This is a genomic window from Providencia sp. PROV076 (assembly GCF_028483405.1).
In the GTDB taxonomy this organism is placed as follows: Bacteria; Pseudomonadota; Gammaproteobacteria; order Enterobacterales; family Enterobacteriaceae; genus Providencia; species Providencia huaxiensis.
In genome coordinates this window covers 110,408-129,891 of the sequence record NZ_JAMPRR010000006.1, presented here as the reverse complement: position 1 = coordinate 129,891, position 19,484 = coordinate 110,408, and the positions used below count along the sequence as shown (strand labels likewise).

The 19,484-nt window shown below is 40.7% G+C and carries 16 protein-coding genes; 11 read left to right on the top strand and 5 right to left on the bottom strand.

The annotated features are described in order from the left end of the window. The first annotated feature begins 15 nt into the window (after window positions 1-15). Together PSF67_RS05795 and PSF67_RS05790 are read left to right on the top strand one after the other, a co-directional pair. The gene (locus tag PSF67_RS05795; RefSeq protein ID WP_102137630.1) at window positions 16-213 is read left to right on the top strand and encodes a DUF3311 domain-containing protein; all 198 of its coding nucleotides are present in this window, start codon (window positions 16-18) and stop codon (window positions 211-213) included. After that, on the top strand, window positions 210-1,652 hold the full coding sequence (locus PSF67_RS05790; RefSeq protein WP_166264561.1) for a sodium:solute symporter family protein: 1,443 nt from the start codon (window positions 210-212) through the stop codon (window positions 1,650-1,652). The genes PSF67_RS05795 and PSF67_RS05790 overlap by 4 nt, the downstream gene beginning before the upstream one ends. Window positions 1,653-1,700: 48 nt before the next feature. On the opposite strand, the gene PSF67_RS05785 is transcribed toward PSF67_RS05790, so the two are convergent. From PSF67_RS05785 to ackA, 3 genes are all read right to left on the bottom strand, one after another. Then, window positions 1,701-2,351: a DUF3313 domain-containing protein gene (locus PSF67_RS05785; RefSeq protein ID WP_272676621.1), complete on the bottom strand. Its 651-nt coding sequence runs from the start codon at window positions 2,349-2,351 to the stop codon at window positions 1,701-1,703. Window positions 2,352-2,711: 360 nt separating this feature from the next. Continuing rightward, complete coding sequence (gene pta / locus PSF67_RS05780) at window positions 2,712-4,841, bottom strand: phosphate acetyltransferase (protein ID WP_272676642.1); 2,130 nt, start codon at window positions 4,839-4,841, stop codon at window positions 2,712-2,714. Window positions 4,842-4,928: 87 nt separating this feature from the next. Continuing rightward, entirely contained in the window at window positions 4,929-6,131 is a 1,203-nt protein-coding gene (ackA, locus tag PSF67_RS05775; RefSeq protein ID WP_102137634.1) for an acetate kinase, read from the bottom strand. A gap of 594 nt (window positions 6,132-6,725) precedes the next feature. Here ackA and yfbV point away from each other — a divergent pair. The 5 genes from yfbV to PSF67_RS05750 all read left to right on the top strand — a co-directional run bounded on the left by yfbV (window position 6,726) and on the right by PSF67_RS05750 (window position 11,386). After that, entirely contained in the window at window positions 6,726-7,181 is a 456-nt protein-coding gene (gene yfbV / locus PSF67_RS05770; protein WP_102137635.1) for a terminus macrodomain insulation protein YfbV, read from the top strand. A 139-nt stretch (window positions 7,182-7,320) separates the two neighbouring features. Beyond that, window positions 7,321-7,815 carry a YfbU family protein gene (locus PSF67_RS05765; RefSeq protein ID WP_102137636.1) on the top strand — a complete coding sequence of 165 codons (495 nt, stop codon included), beginning with the start codon at window positions 7,321-7,323 and terminating at the stop codon, window positions 7,813-7,815. 392 nt (window positions 7,816-8,207) lie between these two features. Next, window positions 8,208-8,882, top strand: coding sequence for a sugar phosphatase (locus PSF67_RS05760; protein WP_166264563.1), 675 nt, complete (start codon window positions 8,208-8,210; stop codon window positions 8,880-8,882). 88 nt (window positions 8,883-8,970) lie between these two features. Beyond that, a complete protein-coding gene (locus PSF67_RS05755; protein WP_102137638.1) occupies window positions 8,971-10,803 on the top strand; it encodes an SLC13 family permease in 1,833 nt (610 codons plus the stop codon). Window positions 10,804-10,969: 166 nt separating this feature from the next. Further along, the gene (locus tag PSF67_RS05750) at window positions 10,970-11,386 is read left to right on the top strand and encodes a hypothetical protein (RefSeq protein WP_229597463.1); all 417 of its coding nucleotides are present in this window, start codon (window positions 10,970-10,972) and stop codon (window positions 11,384-11,386) included. 50 nt (window positions 11,387-11,436) lie between these two features. Here PSF67_RS05750 and yfbR read toward each other — a convergent pair whose 3' ends face one another. Continuing rightward, window positions 11,437-12,018, bottom strand: a complete 582-nt coding sequence (yfbR, locus tag PSF67_RS05745) for a 5'-deoxynucleotidase (protein WP_102137639.1) — start codon at window positions 12,016-12,018, stop codon at window positions 11,437-11,439. A 406-nt stretch (window positions 12,019-12,424) separates the two neighbouring features. Then, a complete protein-coding gene (locus PSF67_RS05740) occupies window positions 12,425-13,639 on the bottom strand; it encodes a pyridoxal phosphate-dependent aminotransferase (protein ID WP_004259802.1) in 1,215 nt (404 codons plus the stop codon). Between the two features lie 790 nt (window positions 13,640-14,429). Between PSF67_RS05740 and PSF67_RS05735 the strand changes: the two genes are divergently transcribed. The 4 genes from PSF67_RS05735 to nuoC all read left to right on the top strand — a co-directional run bounded on the left by PSF67_RS05735 (window position 14,430) and on the right by nuoC (window position 19,482). Beyond that, a complete protein-coding gene (locus PSF67_RS05735) occupies window positions 14,430-15,353 on the top strand; it encodes a LysR family transcriptional regulator (RefSeq protein ID WP_102137640.1) in 924 nt (307 codons plus the stop codon). A 1,115-nt stretch (window positions 15,354-16,468) separates the two neighbouring features. Beyond that, complete coding sequence (locus PSF67_RS05730) at window positions 16,469-16,912, top strand: NADH-quinone oxidoreductase subunit A (RefSeq protein WP_004259806.1); 444 nt, start codon at window positions 16,469-16,471, stop codon at window positions 16,910-16,912. Window positions 16,913-16,930: 18 nt separating this feature from the next. Beyond that, complete coding sequence (locus tag PSF67_RS05725) at window positions 16,931-17,605, top strand: NuoB/complex I 20 kDa subunit family protein (protein ID WP_004912254.1); 675 nt, start codon at window positions 16,931-16,933, stop codon at window positions 17,603-17,605. A 74-nt stretch (window positions 17,606-17,679) separates the two neighbouring features. Beyond that, a complete protein-coding gene (gene nuoC, locus PSF67_RS05720; protein ID WP_407072562.1) occupies window positions 17,680-19,482 on the top strand; it encodes an NADH-quinone oxidoreductase subunit C/D in 1,803 nt (600 codons plus the stop codon). Window positions 19,483-19,484 lie beyond the last annotated feature (2 nt).

Genomic DNA, 19,484 nt, shown 5'->3' with positions numbered 1-19,484 from the left:
AATAAGGAATTTTCTATGAAGTGGTATCATTATTTAGTTATTTTCCCAATCCTAGCATTAACCGTGGGCATTTATTTCGTTAACCAAGTAGAGCCTTTTGTGATGGGCTTGCCATTTTTAATGTTTTGGATTGTGGCATGGGTGATTATTACAGCTTTAGTGATGTTACTAATCAATGTATTAGATAATAAAAATACTAAGGAAACATCATGAGTTCCTCATTAATTATCATCACTGCATTTTTCTTTTTTAGTATTTATTTAGCTATCCGCGCTAAAAAAGGAAAAACGATGGATCACGAAGGATGGTCTGTCGGTGGGCGTAGTTACGGCGCACTGCTGGTTTTCTTATTAAGTGCAGGGGAAATATATACCACATTTACCTTCCTCGGTGGGAGCGGCTGGGCTTACGGAAAAGGCCCTGCAATCCTATATACCTTAGCAGTCAATGCGTTTATGGGGATCTTTTTATATTGGGTACACCCAAGAGTATGGCGCTTCGCAAAAGATAATGATGTCAGAACGATTTCTGAGTTATTTACCAAGAAATATCAAAGCCCGGGGTTAGGGTTATTAATTAGCTTAATTTCTATTGCTGCGATGGTGCCTTTATTTGTTTTGCAGCTCAAAGGATTAGGCATTATTGTTTCTCAAGCGTCTTATGGTGCAATTCCAGCTGATATTGCCATTTGGATTGGAATTATCGCAGTGACGTTGTTTGTGATGATTTCAGGTATTCATGGCTCAGCTTGGACATCAGCTCTGAAAGATCTAATGATTTTAATTGTGGTGGTGTTTATCGGTATTTATATCCCACTTCATTATTACGGTAGCTTTGGGGAGATGTTTAAAGCGATAGATACGGCAATGCCAAGCTTTTTAACCTTCTCCGAAACAGGGCTTAATATTCCTTGGTATATTTCGACTATATTCTTATCTGTGGTTGCCTATTTCTGTTGGCCACACTATATGGCCGCAGTGTTTACCGCAAAAGATGAGAAATCTCTGAAACGTAATAGTATTCTGATCCCAGCTTACAGCTTGATTATGCTATTTGCTTTTTTTGTCGGCTATGCGTCTATATTGCAAATTCCGCATCTTGAAGGGGCCGCGGTGGATTTATCGCTGTTTGAGATATCTAAAAGCACCTTCTCACCTATTGTTGTCGGTTTTATTGGCGCTGCGGGTATGCTAACGGCATTAGTTCCAGGATCGATGTTGTTGTTAACCACCTCCAATATGCTAGCAGGCGTTGTGCAAAAAGCGATGGGTGTGAGTGAAGAAAAACGCCAGTCAGGTGTTTATGCACGCTTTATGGTGCCTGTTGTTGCGTTAGTCAGCTTGTATTTTATTTTCCACAGTAACGATACTCTCGTAGCGATTATGTTACTCGGCGTGAATATTGTTGCACAGTTTTTCCCTGCTTTATTGATGAGCTTTAAACAACAAAACCCAATGACACCAGCAGGTGCTATTTGTGGGATTTCTACGGGAGTTTTATTCCTTGCGGTAACCTATATCGAGAAAATTTCGTTAGCACAATTGTTCCCTTGGTTAGGGGAAAGTTTAAGTTTCATGAATATCGGTATTGCGGCATTTATTCTGAATATTATTGTTGCAGTGGTGGTTTCATTATTTACGCGTAAAAGATAGTCTATTAAATTACGGATGGTAATTTTATTTACCATCCGTAATGACATATTATGCGTTTGGAACAACTTCATCCGCGATAATATCAACAGCATCCTTTAAGTCTTCTAAGGTTATCACCTGTTCAGTATTACTTAATTGGTTCCCACTGTTTTTCCTAATGGCTTCATATAAAGGCAACCCAGTTTGTGAGTCAGTGACTTTCCATTCAAAATAAATATTCGTGTCAGCATCTCGGCTTCCTACTGCAAGTTGGGTTCCTGCTATCACTAACATAACAGGTAAAACTTCATAGGGTTTGAGTTCTTCAGCAGTTGCGCTAACAGAGGTAATGACACCTGTAAATTGTAATGTATTAGGCCCTGGTGTTTGGGTTAATTCAAAGTGCTTTTCTAGCTCTTTTTTGACCTGTTGATTCGTGTAATTAAGTAGAACCGTTGCGAATTTTTCATTTATTTTATTGTGTTCATTAAGCGGTTTAAATTTTATAGGGGTAAAAATAAGCTTATTTTTTTGAGTTGTATTTAGTTGGTCTGAATGCCATGCTTTGATTATATTGCCAGACGGTGTTTTAACTTCAGATAAACGGTCATAGTTACTCAAAAAATTTGATTGTTCTGTTGAGGAAGGAAGGTGACTAGAACAAGATGCTAGGAATAAAGTACCGATTATGATTATAAGATTTTTAGTTAGGTGATTCATATTATTACCATTGCTATGATGCGATACAAAAAATTAGTGCGAATGCTATCATCTGTAAATTTGATATAGTTAATAAAAAATGCGACTAATAAACTAGATGATAGTTTTTATGGTAATTAATTTGTTTATTTGTGCTTATTGGTTTCAAATATAAAAAAAGCGCTCAACTGAGCGCTTTCAGACTGCTGACAAACATATTATGTTTGGCTGCAAGTCGAATAGGTTTTGAAAATAAATTAGGAAAATCAATTTCTTGATTTTCGGCTGATAACACAAAGCGGGAAAAACCACGCTTTTATCCCGCTTTGTCAACAACCAAAAAGCGCTCAACTGAGCGCTTTTTTACATCATAGAGATGAATTATGCGTTTTCGTTTTGTACGGCTTGGATTGCAGTTAATGCAACCGTATAAACGATGTCATCAACTAATGCACCACGAGACAAGTCATTGACAGGCTTACGCATACCTTGCAGCATTGGACCAATAGACACTAAGTCAGCAGAACGTTGTACTGCTTTATAAGTGGTATTACCGGTATTCAAGTCAGGGAAGATAAATACGGTCGCTTTACCTGCAACTGGCGAATTAGGAGCTTTAGATTTAGCAACGTCAGCCATCACTGCCGCATCATATTGTAATGGGCCATCGATGATTAAGTCTGGGCGTTTCTCTTTCGCTAAACGTGTTGCTTCACGCACTTTCTCAACGTCACTACCTGCACCTGAATCACCAGTAGAATAAGAGATCATCGCAACGCGTGGGTCAATACCGAACGCTTTTGCGGAATCAGCAGATTGGATAGCGATTTCTGATAATTGCTCTGCAGTTGGATCTGGATTGATAGCGCAGTCACCATAAACAAACACTTGCTCAGGTAATAGCATAAAGAAAACAGAAGAAACTAATGAGCTGCCCGGTGCTGTTTTAATTAATTGTAGCGGTGGACGAATAGTATTTGCCGTCGTATGAACTGCACCAGAAACTAGGCCATCAACTTCGCCTTTTTCCAGCATTAATGTCCCTAATACGACGTTATCTTCTAATTGCTCGCGAGCAACAACCTCAGTCATTCCTTTGCTCTTACGTAATTCAACGAGGCGAGCAACGTACTCTTCACGTACTTTAACTGGGTCGACAATTTCAATGCCAGTGCCGAGCTCAATACCTTGCGCTGCCGCAACGCGACGAATGTCTTCTGGGTTACCTAACAGTACACAAGTTGCGATGCCGCGTTCTGCACAGATAGATGCAGCTTTAACGGTACGTGGCTCGTCGCCTTCAGGAAGAACGATACGTTTGCCAGCTTTACGCGCTAATTCAGTTAACTGATAACGGAAAGCCGGTGGTGAGAGGCGGTTAGGGCGCTCAGAGTCTGCAACCAGTGATTCGATCCAATCGCTACTAATATGACGAGCCACGTAGTTTTGAATTTTTTCAATACGTTCGTGGTCATCTGCAGGGACTTCTAAGCTAAAGCTTTGCAGATTCAGTGATGTTTGCCATGTATTGCTTTTCACCATAAACACCGGCAGGCCTGTTTCGAACGCTTGTTCACACAGTTGGCGAATAGGCGGGTCAATGTTGTAGCCACCCGTTAGTAGAACCGCACCGATTTCAACACCATTCATTGCCGCTAGTGATGCAGAAACTAACACATCAGGGCGATCTGCGGAGGTCACTAATAGTGAGCCAGGGCGGAAGTGCTCAAGCATGTGAGGGATGCTACGTGCGCAGAAAGTCACAGATTTAACGCGACGGGTTTTGATTTCACCTTCGTTAACAACTTCTGCACCTAAGTGCCTTGCCATGTCCATAGCACGAGTGGCAATTAAATCAAAGTTCCATGGAATGGATGCAAGTACAGGTAAATTCAGCGCCGAAAGTTGCTTAGTATCGAGGTTAGCCACTGTCGCTTTAGTTGAATCATCAAAGATTTCAGACAGATCAGGGCGAGTACGGCCTTGCTCATCAACAGGCGCATTCACCTTGTTAATAATAACACCGATAATATTTTTATTACGTTGGCCGCCGAATTCGTTGCGTACTAACTCTAAACGTTCTTGCATTTGCGTAATGGAGCTATTGCCTGGTGCAGTGACAAAAACAATCTCTGCGCCTAATGTTTTGGCAATTTCATAGTTTAATGATTGAGCAAATGAATATTTACGTGTTGGCACTAAACCTTCAATTAAAATCACTTCCGCATTTTTTGTGTGGTCATGATAGCGAGCGACGATTTCTTCCATTAACACATCTTTTTTGGAAGAGGTCAGTAGCGATTCAACGTATTCCATTGTTAAGGGTTCAACAATGGTAGTAATACTTGAATGAGAGCGCAGGACTTCAGTGGTTTGGTCTTTGTTGCCAGAGACGCGTGGCTGTGCGATAGGTTTGAAAACGCTTAATTGAACACCTTTTTGTTCCATTGAGCGAACGACACCTAGGCTAACGCTAGTTAAGCCAACGCTGGTGCCAGTAGGTATTAACATAATTGTACGGGACACGGGAACCTCTTTATTTCGGTTACTCTAATGACAAAACGATACCGCCAGCATGTTGCTGGCGGTAGAAGTTGCTTATGCGGTTAAACGCGCAGTATCTTGGGCGATAACCAACTCTTCATTGGTTGCGATAACCAGAGCAGGGCGGCTGTTATCGGTAGTGATTAAACCTTCTTTACCGAAGCGTGCTGCTAAGTTACGCTCATGGTCATATTCGAAACCAAGGATAGCCAGTTTCTTCAAAGTAATTTCACGAACTTGCGCTGAGTTTTCACCAATACCACCTGTGAAGATGATAGCGTCAAGACGGCCTTCCATCAGTGCACTGTATGCACCAACGTATTTAGCTAAACGATGGCAGAAAACATCCATTGCGCGAGTGGCATCTTCTTTAGTGCCGTAGTTGTCTTCAACGTAGCGGCAGTCGCTAGTTACGCCAGTTAAACCTAATAAACCAGACTCTTTGGTCAGCATTTTGTTGATTTGATCAACGCTCATGCCTAAAGAATCATGTAAATGGAAAATAATTGCAGGGTCGATATCACCACTACGAGTTCCCATTACCAGACCTTCTAATGGCGTTAAGCCCATTGACGTATCTACACATTTACCATTAACAATAGCAGTAACAGAACCACCGTTGCCTAAGTGGCAAGTGATAACGTTTAGATCATCAACAGATTTGTTGAGTTTTTTCGCGGCTTCACGGGAAACATAGTAATGGCTTGTACCGTGCGCACCATAACGGCGGATACTATGCTCTGAATATAATTCGTATGGCAATGCATACAGATAAGCTTCCTGCGGCATGGTCTGATGGAATGCGGTATCAAAGACAGCGACATTCTTGTTGATCAGATGCGGGAAAGATTTTCTTGCTTCTTCAATACCGATAAGGTGAGCAGGGTTATGTAATGGCGCGAATGGAATAGCCGCTTCGATGCCTTCAATCACTTCGTCTGTAATTAATACAGAAGAGGTGAATTTCTCACCACCATGAACAATACGGTGGCCAATGGAGGTGATTTGCTCTGATAGCTCAGGTTTTTCAGCAAGAATAGTGTTAACAATGAAATCCAATGCTTCGCTATGCGCTGCACCAGCACCTAAAGGCGCTTCTTTCTTAGCACCATCCATTTTCCACTTAATACGGGCTTCCGGGAGGTTAAAGCACTCAGCTAATCCAGATAAAAATTCATCGCCATTAGTTGGGTCGATGATGGCGAATTTCAGTGAGGAGCTACCGCAGTTTAGAACCAGTACCAGCTTACTTGACATGGAAATACCTATCGTTAATTGTTGTTGTGAAGCCTTTTAAACAACATGAAAAGACTCAGATTAAAAATATACTGCTAAAGCCTAGCGTATTTATGACCTGAAACATCATGATTGATATCATGTTAAAGGCGAAAAAGTTAAAGATCGTGAGACCTTTATGGGGTTGATAAAACAGGCGCTATTCTTTCCAGCAAAGGGTTATAAAAGTAAACCTTTGCATCTAGTGTTGAAATAACGACCAATAACCCCAATATATAACTGTTGTCTATCTTCCGTTTTGAAGATGGATAAAGCTAAAAAGTAACAAATGCAACAGCAATTCTAAATGCGGTAGATTCTACTAAAATTATTTTATATTTTATACGTTTTTTTTAAAAATAGGGGCTTTGATTGATTAAAATCATAAGTGACGTATAAAGTGGTGTTATAGCACAGGGTTACATTGCTATTAGAATAGCTGATATTTAGTAAAATGACTTAACTTAAGGTAAATGTAATGAAATAATTTCGTTATCTTAAATGTGCTATCATTTTACCATCGTGCAATCTATAAATTATTGCCTCAGTTTTTAAGAAGTCGATAGGAAACGTTTCATGAGTACATTACAAAGTACACCGCCCGGTTTTTTTAAACGCTTTAGATTAGGTAACCACTATCTGAAGACTTTTCCTATGGAGAAAAAACTGTCGCCAATCTTCCCCGAAATTCGCATTAACAAGGCTGTTCGCTTTGGTATTCGTTTTATGCCACCCATTGCAATTTTCACATTAGCATGGCAAATCGCATTAGGTGGGCAACTTGGTCCCGCCATTGCAACGGCACTGTTTGCCTGTAGTTTGCCAATGCAAGGTTTATGGTGGTTAGGAAAACGTGCTGCGACGCCTCTGCCATCGAGCTTGTTGAGCTGGTTTCACGAGATCCGTGATAAATTTACCGAAGCGGGTATTGTCATGGCACCGATTGAACAGCAACCCGATTATATGGCGTTAGCTGATTTACTAAAACGTGCGTTTAAGCAGCTGGATCGTTCCTTTTTGGAAGATATCTAAGAGATGATTTCCATTAAAAGGTAGATTTAACAATAAGTAATGCAAAAAACGTGTTTAGATCAATAAAAGCGATGTTTTCACTGTCTATGATTGATGTTGAATGCGAAGATAAGCCATACTTTTTAGTGGGAGAACCATGATGGAAATGACTAACGCACAACGCTTGATCTTATCTAATCAATATAAAATGATGACCATGCTTGACCCCGATAATGCAGAACGTTATCGCCGCTTACAAACCATTATTGAACGTGGTTTCGGTTTACAAATGCGTGAGTTAGACAGAGACTTTGGCCATTTAAGTGAAGACACCTGCCGTACTGTTATTGATATCATGGAAATGTACCATGCACTGCAAGTCTCTTATAGCAACATGGCTAATAAAGAAGACATTGATGGCCGCCGTGTGCAATTTTTGGGCTTTGATGCAGCAACAGAAGCACGTTATCTGAGCTATGTCCGTTTTATGGTCAATACAGAAGGGCGTTATACCCACTTTGACAGTGGAACGCATGGGTTTAACTCACAAACACCAATGTGGGAAAAATATAATCGTATGTTAGCGATTTGGCATGCGTGTCCAAGGCAGTATCATTTATCAGCAGTAGAGATATCCCAAATCTTCAACGCTTAGTACTCATCATTCTTCGCGCTGTAGTGTTGTTGACTACATTCGGCTACTCGGGTCACATACTTTTGTATGTTCCCCGAGATATCTTCTCTAGTCGCCTAGCTACAGCGTGAATATTTAGAGCAATCTCGTCATACTTCACTTTATCGCATAGAGACAAGGCAAATTATTTAGAGTAAATGGGATTAATAGGTATAAAATTTCAACTTCAAATTAACATTTCTTTCCTGTTTTAACTCTCTAGTGCATTCAAATCTAAGTCTTAGGCTCAATTCTTAATTATTTTTAATATTGAGGTTGCGTATATATGCCTATTTAGCGTTAACTAGTGGGCTAGAATCGATTCAACTTTTTATGTTATGCGAATTGCACAATTAAAGGGTAAAGGGGTAGATGTGAAATTAAAGGCAAAAGGGTTTCTATTTGATTTAGATGGCACATTGGCGGATTCGCTGGCAGTTGTTGAGCGTTGCTGGTGTAAATTTGGTGAGCGAATAGGGAAAAGCCCTGAAGAAATTATTAACTTTATTCATGGAAAGCCAGCATTAACCAGTTTGCGTCACTTTTTACCTGAGGCGAGTGATGAAGAAATTATGGGTTATTTTCGCTGGTTAGAAAAAATGGAAAGTGAAGATACTGAAGGCGTTATTGCTTTACCCGGCGCTATTGCTTTGCTATCGCGTTTAAATGAAATTGGCGCGCCGTGGGCGATTGTCACCTCTGGTACTGTACCAATTGCCCATGGCCGTCAACAAGCGGCAGGGTTACCAGAGCCTAAACATTGGATAACATTTGAAAAAGTGTCCAAAGGTAAGCCAGATCCAGAACCGTTTTTACTTGGGGCACAAGCACTTTCTCTTCCTACAAAATCCTGCATTGCCTTTGAAGATGCGCAGGCAGGCATCCATTCTGCATTAACAGCAGGCTGCCAAGTGGTCGCAGTCCATGCGCCAGAAGGCATGCCGCGTCGTGATGAAATTCAAGTAATTGTGAGTTCACTGGCACAAATTTCCGTTACGGGGCCTGACAATAATGGTGATTATGAACTTTTCGTGTCTAATTTGACTTAATGGTGATTTAATCAAAGAAATTCTCCGTAAAACATGCTTAACTGAATAAAATTCTTAGCAATGTTTTTTTTCGTCGAAAGGGGATATTTTGAACGGAGAATTGCTGTGGGTCTTGACCCTCCTATTAATTGCGATAGTTTTATTTACCACAAATAAGATCCGTATGGATGTGGTAGCGTTACTTGTCATTGTCGCGTTTGTATTGAGCGATACTTTAACGCTAGAACAAGCTACAGCCGGTTTTGCTGACCCTAACGTCTTGCTAATCGCTGCATTATTTGTCATCGGTGATGGCCTTGTTCGCACAGGGATAGCCTATCAAATGGGAGACTGGCTTGTTCGCGTTGCAGGAAGCAGCGAAAGCAAAATGCTGGTTTTCTTAATGCTCACCGTCGCTGGGTTAGGGGCTTTTATGAGCTCCACTGGGGTGGTAGCTATTTTTATCCCCGTCGTTTTAAGTGTCGCATCACGCATGAAAACGTCCCCTAGCCGGTTAATGATGCCATTAGGCTTCGCTGGGCTAATCAGTGGGATGATGACACTGGTGGCCACGCCACCTAATATGGTGGTGAACAGTGAATTGGTACGAGAAGGGATCAAAGGCTTTCAATTTTTCTCTATTACCCCGATTGGTATTTTAATTTTATTCGCGGGTATCGCCTACATGTGGCTGACAAGGCGCTGGCTAGGCAGTAACGAACCTGATAAACAACCAGTTAAATATCAGCGTACTTTCCGTGATTTAATTCGAGATTACAAGCTGACAGGCAGAGCTCGCCGTCTTGCTATCCGCAAAGGTTCCCCGCTTATTGGCCATACCCTTGATGAACTGCATCTTCGCTCTCGTTACGAAGCTAACGTAGTAGGGATTGAGCGTTGGCGTAAATTCCGTCGTGTGATGGTGAGCGCTACGGGGGGAACGGAGTTACGCGAGCGAGATGTCTTATTAATTGATATTTCTGTGAGTGATGACGACTTACGTCAGTTTTGTAGCGAACAACTCCTTGAACCCATGATTTTACGAGGTGATTATTTTTCAGAGCAATCACGAGACGTAGGCATGGCTGAAGTATCGATGAACCCAGATTCCGAACTATTGGGTAAATCGTTAAAGGATATTAAATTTCGTACTCGCTATGGTTTGAACGTTGTTGGTATTCGTCGTGATGGCAAGGCATTGGATGGAAAACTAGTTGATGAACCGCTTAGATTAGGGGATATTTTATTAGTCATTGGTGATTGGAAATTAATCCGGGTTTTATCGACTAAGCCACGGAACTTTATTGTCCTGAATCTAGCTGCTGAAGTCGAAGCGGTTGCCCCTGCCGCCTCTCAAGCTCCTCATGCTTTATTTTGCTTGGCACTAATGGTCGCGATGATGGTGACCAATGAAATTCCTAATTTTATTGCGGCGCTGATTGCCTGTTTATTAATGGGAAAATTTCGCTGTATCGACATGGAAAGTGCGTATAAGTCAATTCACTGGCCGAGTATCATATTAATTGTTGGGATGATGCCTTTTGCGCTCGCATTGCAAGAAACGGGCGGGATAGCACTTGCAGTTGATGCCTTGATGAAGATAGCGGGTGGGTTAGGTCCGCACGTCATGCTGCTGTGTTTATTTATCCTTTGCGCTACGATTGGTTTGTTTATTTCTAACACTGCAACAGCGGTGTTGATGGCGCCAATAGCCATTGCTGCAGCACGTCAAATGGAGGTTTCTCCGCTGCCATTTGCTATGGTTGTTGGTATTGCTGCATCAGCTGCGTTTATGACCCCTGTTTCATCACCTGTTAACACCTTGGTATTAGGGCCAGGGGGTTATAAATTTTCTGACTTTTTGAAAGTGGGTGTGCCATTCACTATTATTGTGATGTTTATTAGTATTTTGGTCGTACCGGTATTATTTCCCTTTAATTAATTCTTGTTATTTATAATCTCAAAATTACCATCAATAACGAATGAAAAGTAAATCGTTATTGATGGTTTCTATTAAAAAAACGTAAGCGTTAATATTTATTCGTTTTTTCATTTGATAAACTAAATGCTAGCTTATTTCTGACAAATTAATGTGAGGAATATCTAATATGAATAAAGAAACTGCTACACCAGAAAGATATTATTTGGGCTTGGCAACATTTGAAAATTTTTGGGGGGAAGATTTAAGTTCTGTTGTCATTGAACACTATATTAATAACCTTAGTAATAGCAGTGCGAAAAAATACCCTAGGTCACAAACGTTGTCTAATATTGCAAATAAAGCTGTTATGAAAGATATTTTTGCATTTAAATATGAGCTCGGTGTTAATGATTCATATGATTATTGGGTTGTTGAAATAACAACTAAAAGTGGCAAAAAATATCGTACAAAATCGAGTTTTTATTGTTCTATTACCTTCGAAGATAAAGGAAAAATGGTATTGGGGGTTAATGGGGACTCCAAGCGGCTGTATGTGCATTTCCCGTCATCGTCTGACTGTTCTACCGCATTTAACGAAATATAATTAATAACTGCTTATGCAGAGTAGGAATATTTATTATTCCTACTAAAAAATTAATTACTGATTTCATCAAGGGAAAGTTTAAAGCCTGGGACAAATTTTTCCATAAAATAGTTCATTTCAGGGCTTTTTCTTTCTTCTAATATTTTCTCTAGGCGTTTTTTTGCAAGTTTAAATTCACTATTACCTGCGGAAAGTTCCTCTAAACATTTCAAATAAGCACATAGTGAATCAGCTTGTTTAACCAATGAATGTTCTTCAGCAGTTTGTAAATCTTCAATAATTAGCTCACGGAAGTCATCTCGCAGTTCTTCTGGTAGCATTTCGAGTAATTTTTGCTGGGCGAACTTCTCTATTTTTTTATATTCATGAGCAATTTGCTGATTATGATATTTAATCGGAGTTGGTAAATCCCCAGTGATAACTTCGCTCGCATCATGGTACATGGCTAACATAGCTATTCGTTCTGCATTAACCTGACCACCGAATCGACGATTCTTGATGATAGCAAGAGCATGGGCAACCATAGCCACTTGCAAGCTATGTTCCGAAACGTTTTCAGTTCGGACATTACGCATTAACGGCCAACGATGGATTAACTTCATTCTAGCAAGGTGGGCGAAAAAGTAGCTCATAAGTCCTCTTTTATGGTGTCTACAAACAACAAAAATTATAACGGAAATAAAGTGACAGTGATATAAATTTATTGTTTTTTAATTGGTTACTACTCAGTGACATTATTTTAATGTTTTTTGTCAAATTAAGAGTGTCTTAATAATACCATCTAATTTAGATTATAAATTAACTGATATTTTAATTGTGTTGAATTATGTAATCAAAAAAATATAATGAATATTCAATCCATAAATAAAGAGGCAGTATGAAATATTTTCCATTTATATTATTGGGCTTTTTCCTTGTGGCAATTTATTTTATTTCCATTCTTTGATTATCAGAATAATACAGTCTATTAGTGATGGCTAGATTTATAATAAAAAAGCCTCCAGAGCTGGAGGCTTTTATTCTATATTTTACCCAATTCTATTGGCGATAACCTTCCAGGAAACGGCCAAATTTATTAATCGCCATTTCAAGGTCGTCAGCATAAGGTAATGTAACAATTCTAAAGTGGTCGGGTTCAGGCCAGTTGAATGCGGTACCCTGAACTAATAGTACTTTTTCTTGTAGTAACAGGTCTAAAATCATTTTCTGGTCGTCATAGATATTAAATCGTTTAATATCTATTTTCGGGAACATGTAAAGAGCGCCTTGCGGTTTGACACATGAAACCCCCGGTATTTGGTTGATCAATTCCCATGCACGATTACGTTGCTCATATAAGCGGCCACCCGGCTGAATGAATTCGCTAATACTTTGATAGCCGCCCAATGCAGTTTGAATAGCATGTTGCATTGGCACGTTGGCACATAGGCGCATAGAGGCTAGCATTTCTAAGCCTTCAATGTAGCTTTTAGCATGTTTTTTCGGGCCGTTTAATACCATCCAACCTTGGCGGAAGCCAGCGACGCGATACGTTTTCGATAAACCATTAAAGGTGATGGTTAATAAATCAGGGGCGAGGGCGGCAATCGAGTGATGCACAGCATCATCATAAAGAATTTTGTCGTAAATTTCATCAGCATAGATAATAAGATTGTGCTGACGAGCCAACTCGACAATTTCCATTAATAGATCTTTGCTGTAGACAGCACCGGTTGGGTTATTTGGGTTGATAACCACAATCCCACGCGTTCTTGGGGTGATCTTTTTGCGAATATCTTCAATATCAGGCATCCAACCTTGCTGCTCATCACACATGTAATGAACGGCTTTCCCACCAGAAAGGGAAACTGCAGCAGTCCATAGTGGGTAATCAGGGGCAGGGACTAACATTTCATCGCCATTATTAAGCAGTGCTTGCATCGCTTGGACGATAAGCTCAGATACACCATTACCAATGTAAACATCTTCTACCGTCATTTCGTGAATACCACGAGCTTGGTAGTGCTGGACGATAGCTTTACGTGCAGAATAGAGCCCTTTGGAATCACAATAACCTTGAGAGCTCGGCAGATTACGTAAGACATCGACTAGGATTTCATCTGGGGCTTCAAAGCCAAACGGGGCCGGGTTACCAATATTGAGTTTGAGGACTTTGTTGCCTTCTTCTTCTAGGCGCTTAGCTTCTTTTAATACGGGCCCACGAATGTCATAGCAAACATTATCGAGCTTACTGGATTTAGTTAGATTATTCATAGTTCTCTCATTACCCTAAGGGTTACATTGGTCGAGCCGGCGTTATTCCTTTACTGTACTCTTCCCTCAGAAGCTTTTGAAGATGCAAGGTTATTTTTGGTGTAAAAGGTTGGTTTACGCGTAAATGTAATGTTTGGTATCTTATTATCTTACTTAGGTTAGCTGTCTATTCCGAAAATATGGTATTAGTTGGATTATAATTTTAACATTCTTTGATGTTTTGGAGTATAAATAGTAAAAAAGCATAAAAATAGTGAAAAAGGAAAAATTGTATCAAAATGTAATATTAAGCATTGAATGGTTAAATCAGACATGTTTTTTTTGCGGTAATGGCCTTTTTTCATAATAATTAGTGTGATTTTGTTAGTAATATTGATTGTTTCGAGGTGTTTTTTTTAACGAAAAGTGCGCCTTAAATTCATAACTCATTGATATTTTTGGCTATAACCAAATAGTGAAATGAGTTTTATAATGTGCTTACATTAAAATAATTGCGATTACATTAAATATGTTACTATTTAGGCGTTTCCAAGAAAGCATGTTTTAGCTTGTTTTTTAAGAAAACATTGCCTTTTTATTAAGATTATTTGATTTTTGGAAGTATGCTATTTGTACACATGCCTTATCGTCAATGAATAATGGACAAGGTGCAAAAAAGTAAAGTAATGAGAAGTTATTACAGATCTATGGATTAGAAATGCACTCGCTTAGTAGTCGCTATAAACTCGCTGATTCTCATGGAGGAGAGCAGAAACACCAGGTAACATAAAATTATATAAGAGAATGAACGATGATAAATTCCAATCGTCCCATCATGAACCTAGATCTTGATTTGCTACGTACTTTCGTCGCTGTCGCAGATCTTAACACGTTCGCAGCTGCAGCTGCAGCCGTTTGTCGAACACAATCTGCTGTGAGCCAGCAAATGCAGCGCCTAGAGCAATTAGTCGGTCGTGAGCTTTTTGCTCGTCATGGGCGAAATAAACTGCTCACTGCGCATGGATTACAATTGCTTGGCTACGCAAGGCAAATACTTCGCGCCAATGATGATGCAACGGCATCGTTAACCTATAATGACGCGGATGGTGAATTGCGTATTGGTGCATCTGATGACACCGTCGATATCTTATTACCTTTCTTGCTTAATCGTATCGCATCTGTCTATCCAAGAATTGCCGTTGAAGTGCGTATTAAACGGGCACAGTTTATTGAGTCAATGCTCGATAACCATGAGATAGACCTTGCTTTAACAACGGCAAGAATTAGCCACCATCCCAAAACGGCTTTAAGAACTGTGCCTGTTTTGTGGCATAGTGCACCGGATTTTCAATTGCGTTCTAATGAGCCCATTCCATTAGTGGTTATGGACGAAACTAACCCATATCGTAAACTTTGTACTAGTGCTCTTGATGATGCAGGTTTGTCATGGCATGTGGCGTATGAAGCGGCTTCTTTACCTGCTGTCCGTGCAGCCGTAAATGCAGAAGTTGGGGTAACAGCAAGGCCAATGGAAATGCAAAATGCAGATTTACGCATTTTGAGTGAAGCTGATGGGTTGCCTCGTTTACCTGATATTCAGTATTGGTTGTATAAGAATGCAGATGAGCAAAAAGATTTTGTTCTGACTGTATTCGATGCGATTGAAAACAAAAAAATCCCTTATGTTGCAACTCCAGCAAGTGAATTGGTGGATATCAACGAAGAAGGTAATTAATTTAATCGATTCAACTGGTTATCTTAAGCATAATATTTAATCGATTTATTGTACTGACGGCAATTCCAATTATCTTGGGATTGCCGTTTTTTTATATCTTTTTTGTCCGTTTATTACTGAATCACTTGTTTGTGATCAATGTGTTATTGGTCATGTACAAATAAAATCAATGTGTTAATCACAGTCTAAATAACATTCGGGCTGTGGTTGTGATGGCATTCATTGGTTGAATGGCTTACGTACGCGTAGGTTAAGCTGTTTGGTGGTAGATGAAAGTGGATCGCTGCTGATGACTGAAACGATTATCTCATACCGTGGAACAAAATTTTCAATATTGGGAAATGGCATCGAGAAATTTGTTCTTGTGGGTGTTTAAATAATCCTCAGTGATATTTTTAATAGGTTATCAAATTCAAGTTTATCAATTTTTTATCAATATCCGCTCATAAAAAAAACAATTAACCACTTAATAAGTATGGTTAAATAGGAAAGACCATGAAATAATTGTGATGTAGCTGGCATAACCTGAATTTCATTGTTTAGTTAACAATTTGTTATGTTGTTAACAATATTTTTTTATTGAATAGATAAAATAGCGCTGGAATGTCAGGTAGTTACTTGAAGTCATGCGTTAAAAAGAGTTACAAAGACTTAAAGTTAAATTGAATGCTATGTAAACAAATTGAGTACTTTTTCAATAAAAGTGTGCGTTAGATCAAATAAAAAGCGCAATTTTTCATCTGTTAAGACAGGTTTTTCCTGAGATAATGGTGTAGTAAAAACGAATAATCAGTTAAACTAGTTTGCGTGTTTACTTGAGTATCATTACACTGACACGTTTTAGCAGATTATGAGTACTTTTTGTTGTTCCGTTGTTTTTGTAGTGTGAAGTTTTTGTAACAAATACGGGTTATTTTACTTAATTTAAGTAAGGTAAATTGTAATGAGAGAGGACAAACCAAACGCAGTCAACAGACTGATTTAAGTTTGGTGATATTTTAGTTTGTGATCAATTTTGGTCTTTCTTCTCGATTAACTGGGCAATTGTGGTGCAATACTGCCGTGATGTAAAAAAGAGCAGTTAACACACCATAAGTAATGAGTAAGCAACGAGTATGTCTACATCAATCCTAGCGTTAGCCCATAACTGGGCGTTTGCGATATTCCTTATCGGCACTATCGGTCTTTGTGCTTTCATGTTGGTCGCGGGTCACTTTTTAGGTAGCCGCGCCAAAGCCAGAACAAAACACGTTCCTTATGAGTCCGGTATCGACTCGGTCGGTAGTGCACGTCTCCGCATGTCCGCTAAGTTTTACTTAGTCGCCATGTTTTTCGTTATCTTCGATGTTGAAGCCATGTTCTTATTTGCATGGTCAGTTGCCATCCGCGAAGCCGGTTGGGTAGGTTTCATCGAAGCCGCGATCTTTATTTTGGTATTGTTGGCGGGACTGTTTTATCTCGTCCGCGTTGGGGCATTGGATTGGACTCCAGTCCGTTCCCGCGGAAAAGTAAAGCATCCTAGTGAAGTTATTAAAATCAGCAATCGTCATCCGCAGTAAAAAGCGAGGCATTATACAATGGATTATACGCTCACCCGCATAGATCCGAACGGTGAGAACGACCGTTACCCACTGCAAACCCAGGAAATCGTAACAGATCCACTGGAGCAGCAAGTTGAAAACAGTGTTTACATGGGGAAACTTTCTCATGCACTTCACGATGTGGTTAACTGGGGGCGCAAAAACTCTCTCTGGCCATATAACTTTGGTCTTTCATGTTGCTATGTAGAAATGGTGACTTCGTTCACGGCTGTTCATGACGTCGCCCGCTTTGGTGCAGAAGTACTGCGTGCTTCACCTCGTCAAGCCGATTTCATGGTAGTTGCAGGTACTTGTTTCACAAAAATGGCACCTGTTATTCAACGTCTGTATGACCAAATGCTTGAACCAAAATGGGTTATTTCCATGGGTTCATGTGCCAACTCTGGTGGCATGTATGACATTTATTCTGTTGTACAAGGCGTCGATAAATTTATTCCTGTGGATGTATATATCCCAGGTTGCCCACCACGCCCAGAAGCCTATATGCAGGCTCTGCTTCTATTGCAAGAATCTATCGGTAAAGAGCGTCGTCCGCTGTCTTGGGTCGTTGGAGACCAAGGGGTTTACCGTGCCAATATGCAATCAGAAAGAGAAAGAAAGCATGGTGAACGTATTGCAGTGACAAACCTGCGTACACCAGACGAAATTTAAGGCTTAAAGCCATACAGCGTAACAGAGCAATGTTGTTGCGAAATAATAAACCTGATCAAGCGTTATGGTGAAGAATGATGACAGATCAGATAGCGCAAGCGAGTAGTAACCAGCCAGGATGGCAGACACAGGATCACTTAAACGACCCTGTGCTTCTGGAACTGCGCAATCAATTTGGGCCGGATGCCTTTTCTGTTCAAGCAACTCGCACTGGCATGCCAGTGGTTTGGGTGCGTCGCGAACAGTTACTGGAAGTGGTCGATTTCCTAAAGAAATTACCAAAACCGTATGTCATGTTATTTGACTTACATGGGGTAGATGAACGTCAACGAATTCACCGTCAAGGTCTGCCAGAAGCAGATTTTAGTGTTTTCTATCATATCATCTCCATCGATCGTAACCGCGATATCATGTTAAAAGTCGCTCTTAATGAGAAAGACTTAAACGTGCCTTCTATTGTTTCACTGTTCCCGAATGCGAATTGGCATGAGCGTGAAGTGTGGGACATGTTCGGTATAACGTTCCAAGGTCACCCGAATCTACGCCGCCTTTTAATGTCACCAAGCTGGGAAGGCCACCCACTGCGTAAGGATTACCCTGCGCGTGCGACCGAGTTCGACCCTTTTGTGCTGACTAAGCAGAAACAAGATCTGGAAATGGAAGCTTTGACTTTCAAACCAGAAGAGTGGGGCATGGCACGCGGAAATGAAAACGAAGATTTCATGTTCCTGAACTTGGGGCCAAACCACCCATCCTCACACGGTGCGTTCCGTATCGTACTGCAATTGGATGGCGAAGAAATTATCGACTGCGTACCTGATATCGGCTACCACCACCGTGGCGCTGAAAAAATGGGTGAACGCCAGTCATGGCACAGTTACATTCCTTACACCGACCGTATCGAGTACCTCGGTGGTTGTGTGAATGAAATGCCATATGTGTTAGCCGTTGAAAAATTGGCAGGCATTGAAGTGCCAGATCGCGTCAAAACGATCCGTGTCATGTTGTCTGAGTTATTCCGTATCAACAGCCACTTACTGTACATCAGTACCTATATCCAAGACGTTGGTGCGATGACCCCAGTCTTCTTTGCGTTTACTGACCGTCAAAAAGTCTACAACGTCATTGAAGCGATTACCGGTTTCCGTATGCACCCTGCATGGTTCCGTATCGGTGGTGTCGCTCACGACTTACCACGTGGCTGGGAAAAACTGCTGCGTGAATTATTAGACTGGCTGCCAAAACGTTTAGAGTCTTATGTCACTTCCGCACTGAAGAACTCCATCTTAAAAGGCCGTTCTATTGGTACCGCAATGTACTCAAAAGAAGAGGCGTTGGCATGGGGTGTGACAGGGGCTGGATTACGTGCAACAGGCGTTGATTTTGACGTGCGTAAATGGCGTCCATATTCAGGCTATGAAAACTTCGAATTTGATATCCCTATCGCGCATAACGGTGACTGTTATGACCGTGTGATGATCAAAGTGGAAGAGATGCGTCAGAGTATCCGTATTCTTGAGCAATGCTATAAGAATATGCCAGAAGGTCCTTTCAAAGCTGACCATCCACTGACAACTCCGCCACCAAAAGAGCGTACGTTGCAGCACATCGAAACCCTGATCAACCACTTCTTACAAGTGTCTTGGGGGCCGGTGATGCCAGCAAATGAGTCATTCCAGATGGTTGAAGCGACGAAGGGGATCAACAGCTACTACTTAACCAGTGATGGCAGCACAATGAGCTACCGCACGCGTATTCGTACGCCGAGCTACGCTCACTTGCAGCAAATTCCTGCGGTTATCAGAGGCAGCTTAGTTTCAGACTTAATCGTCTATCTGGGTAGTATCGATTTTGTAATGTCGGATGTGGATCGCTAACC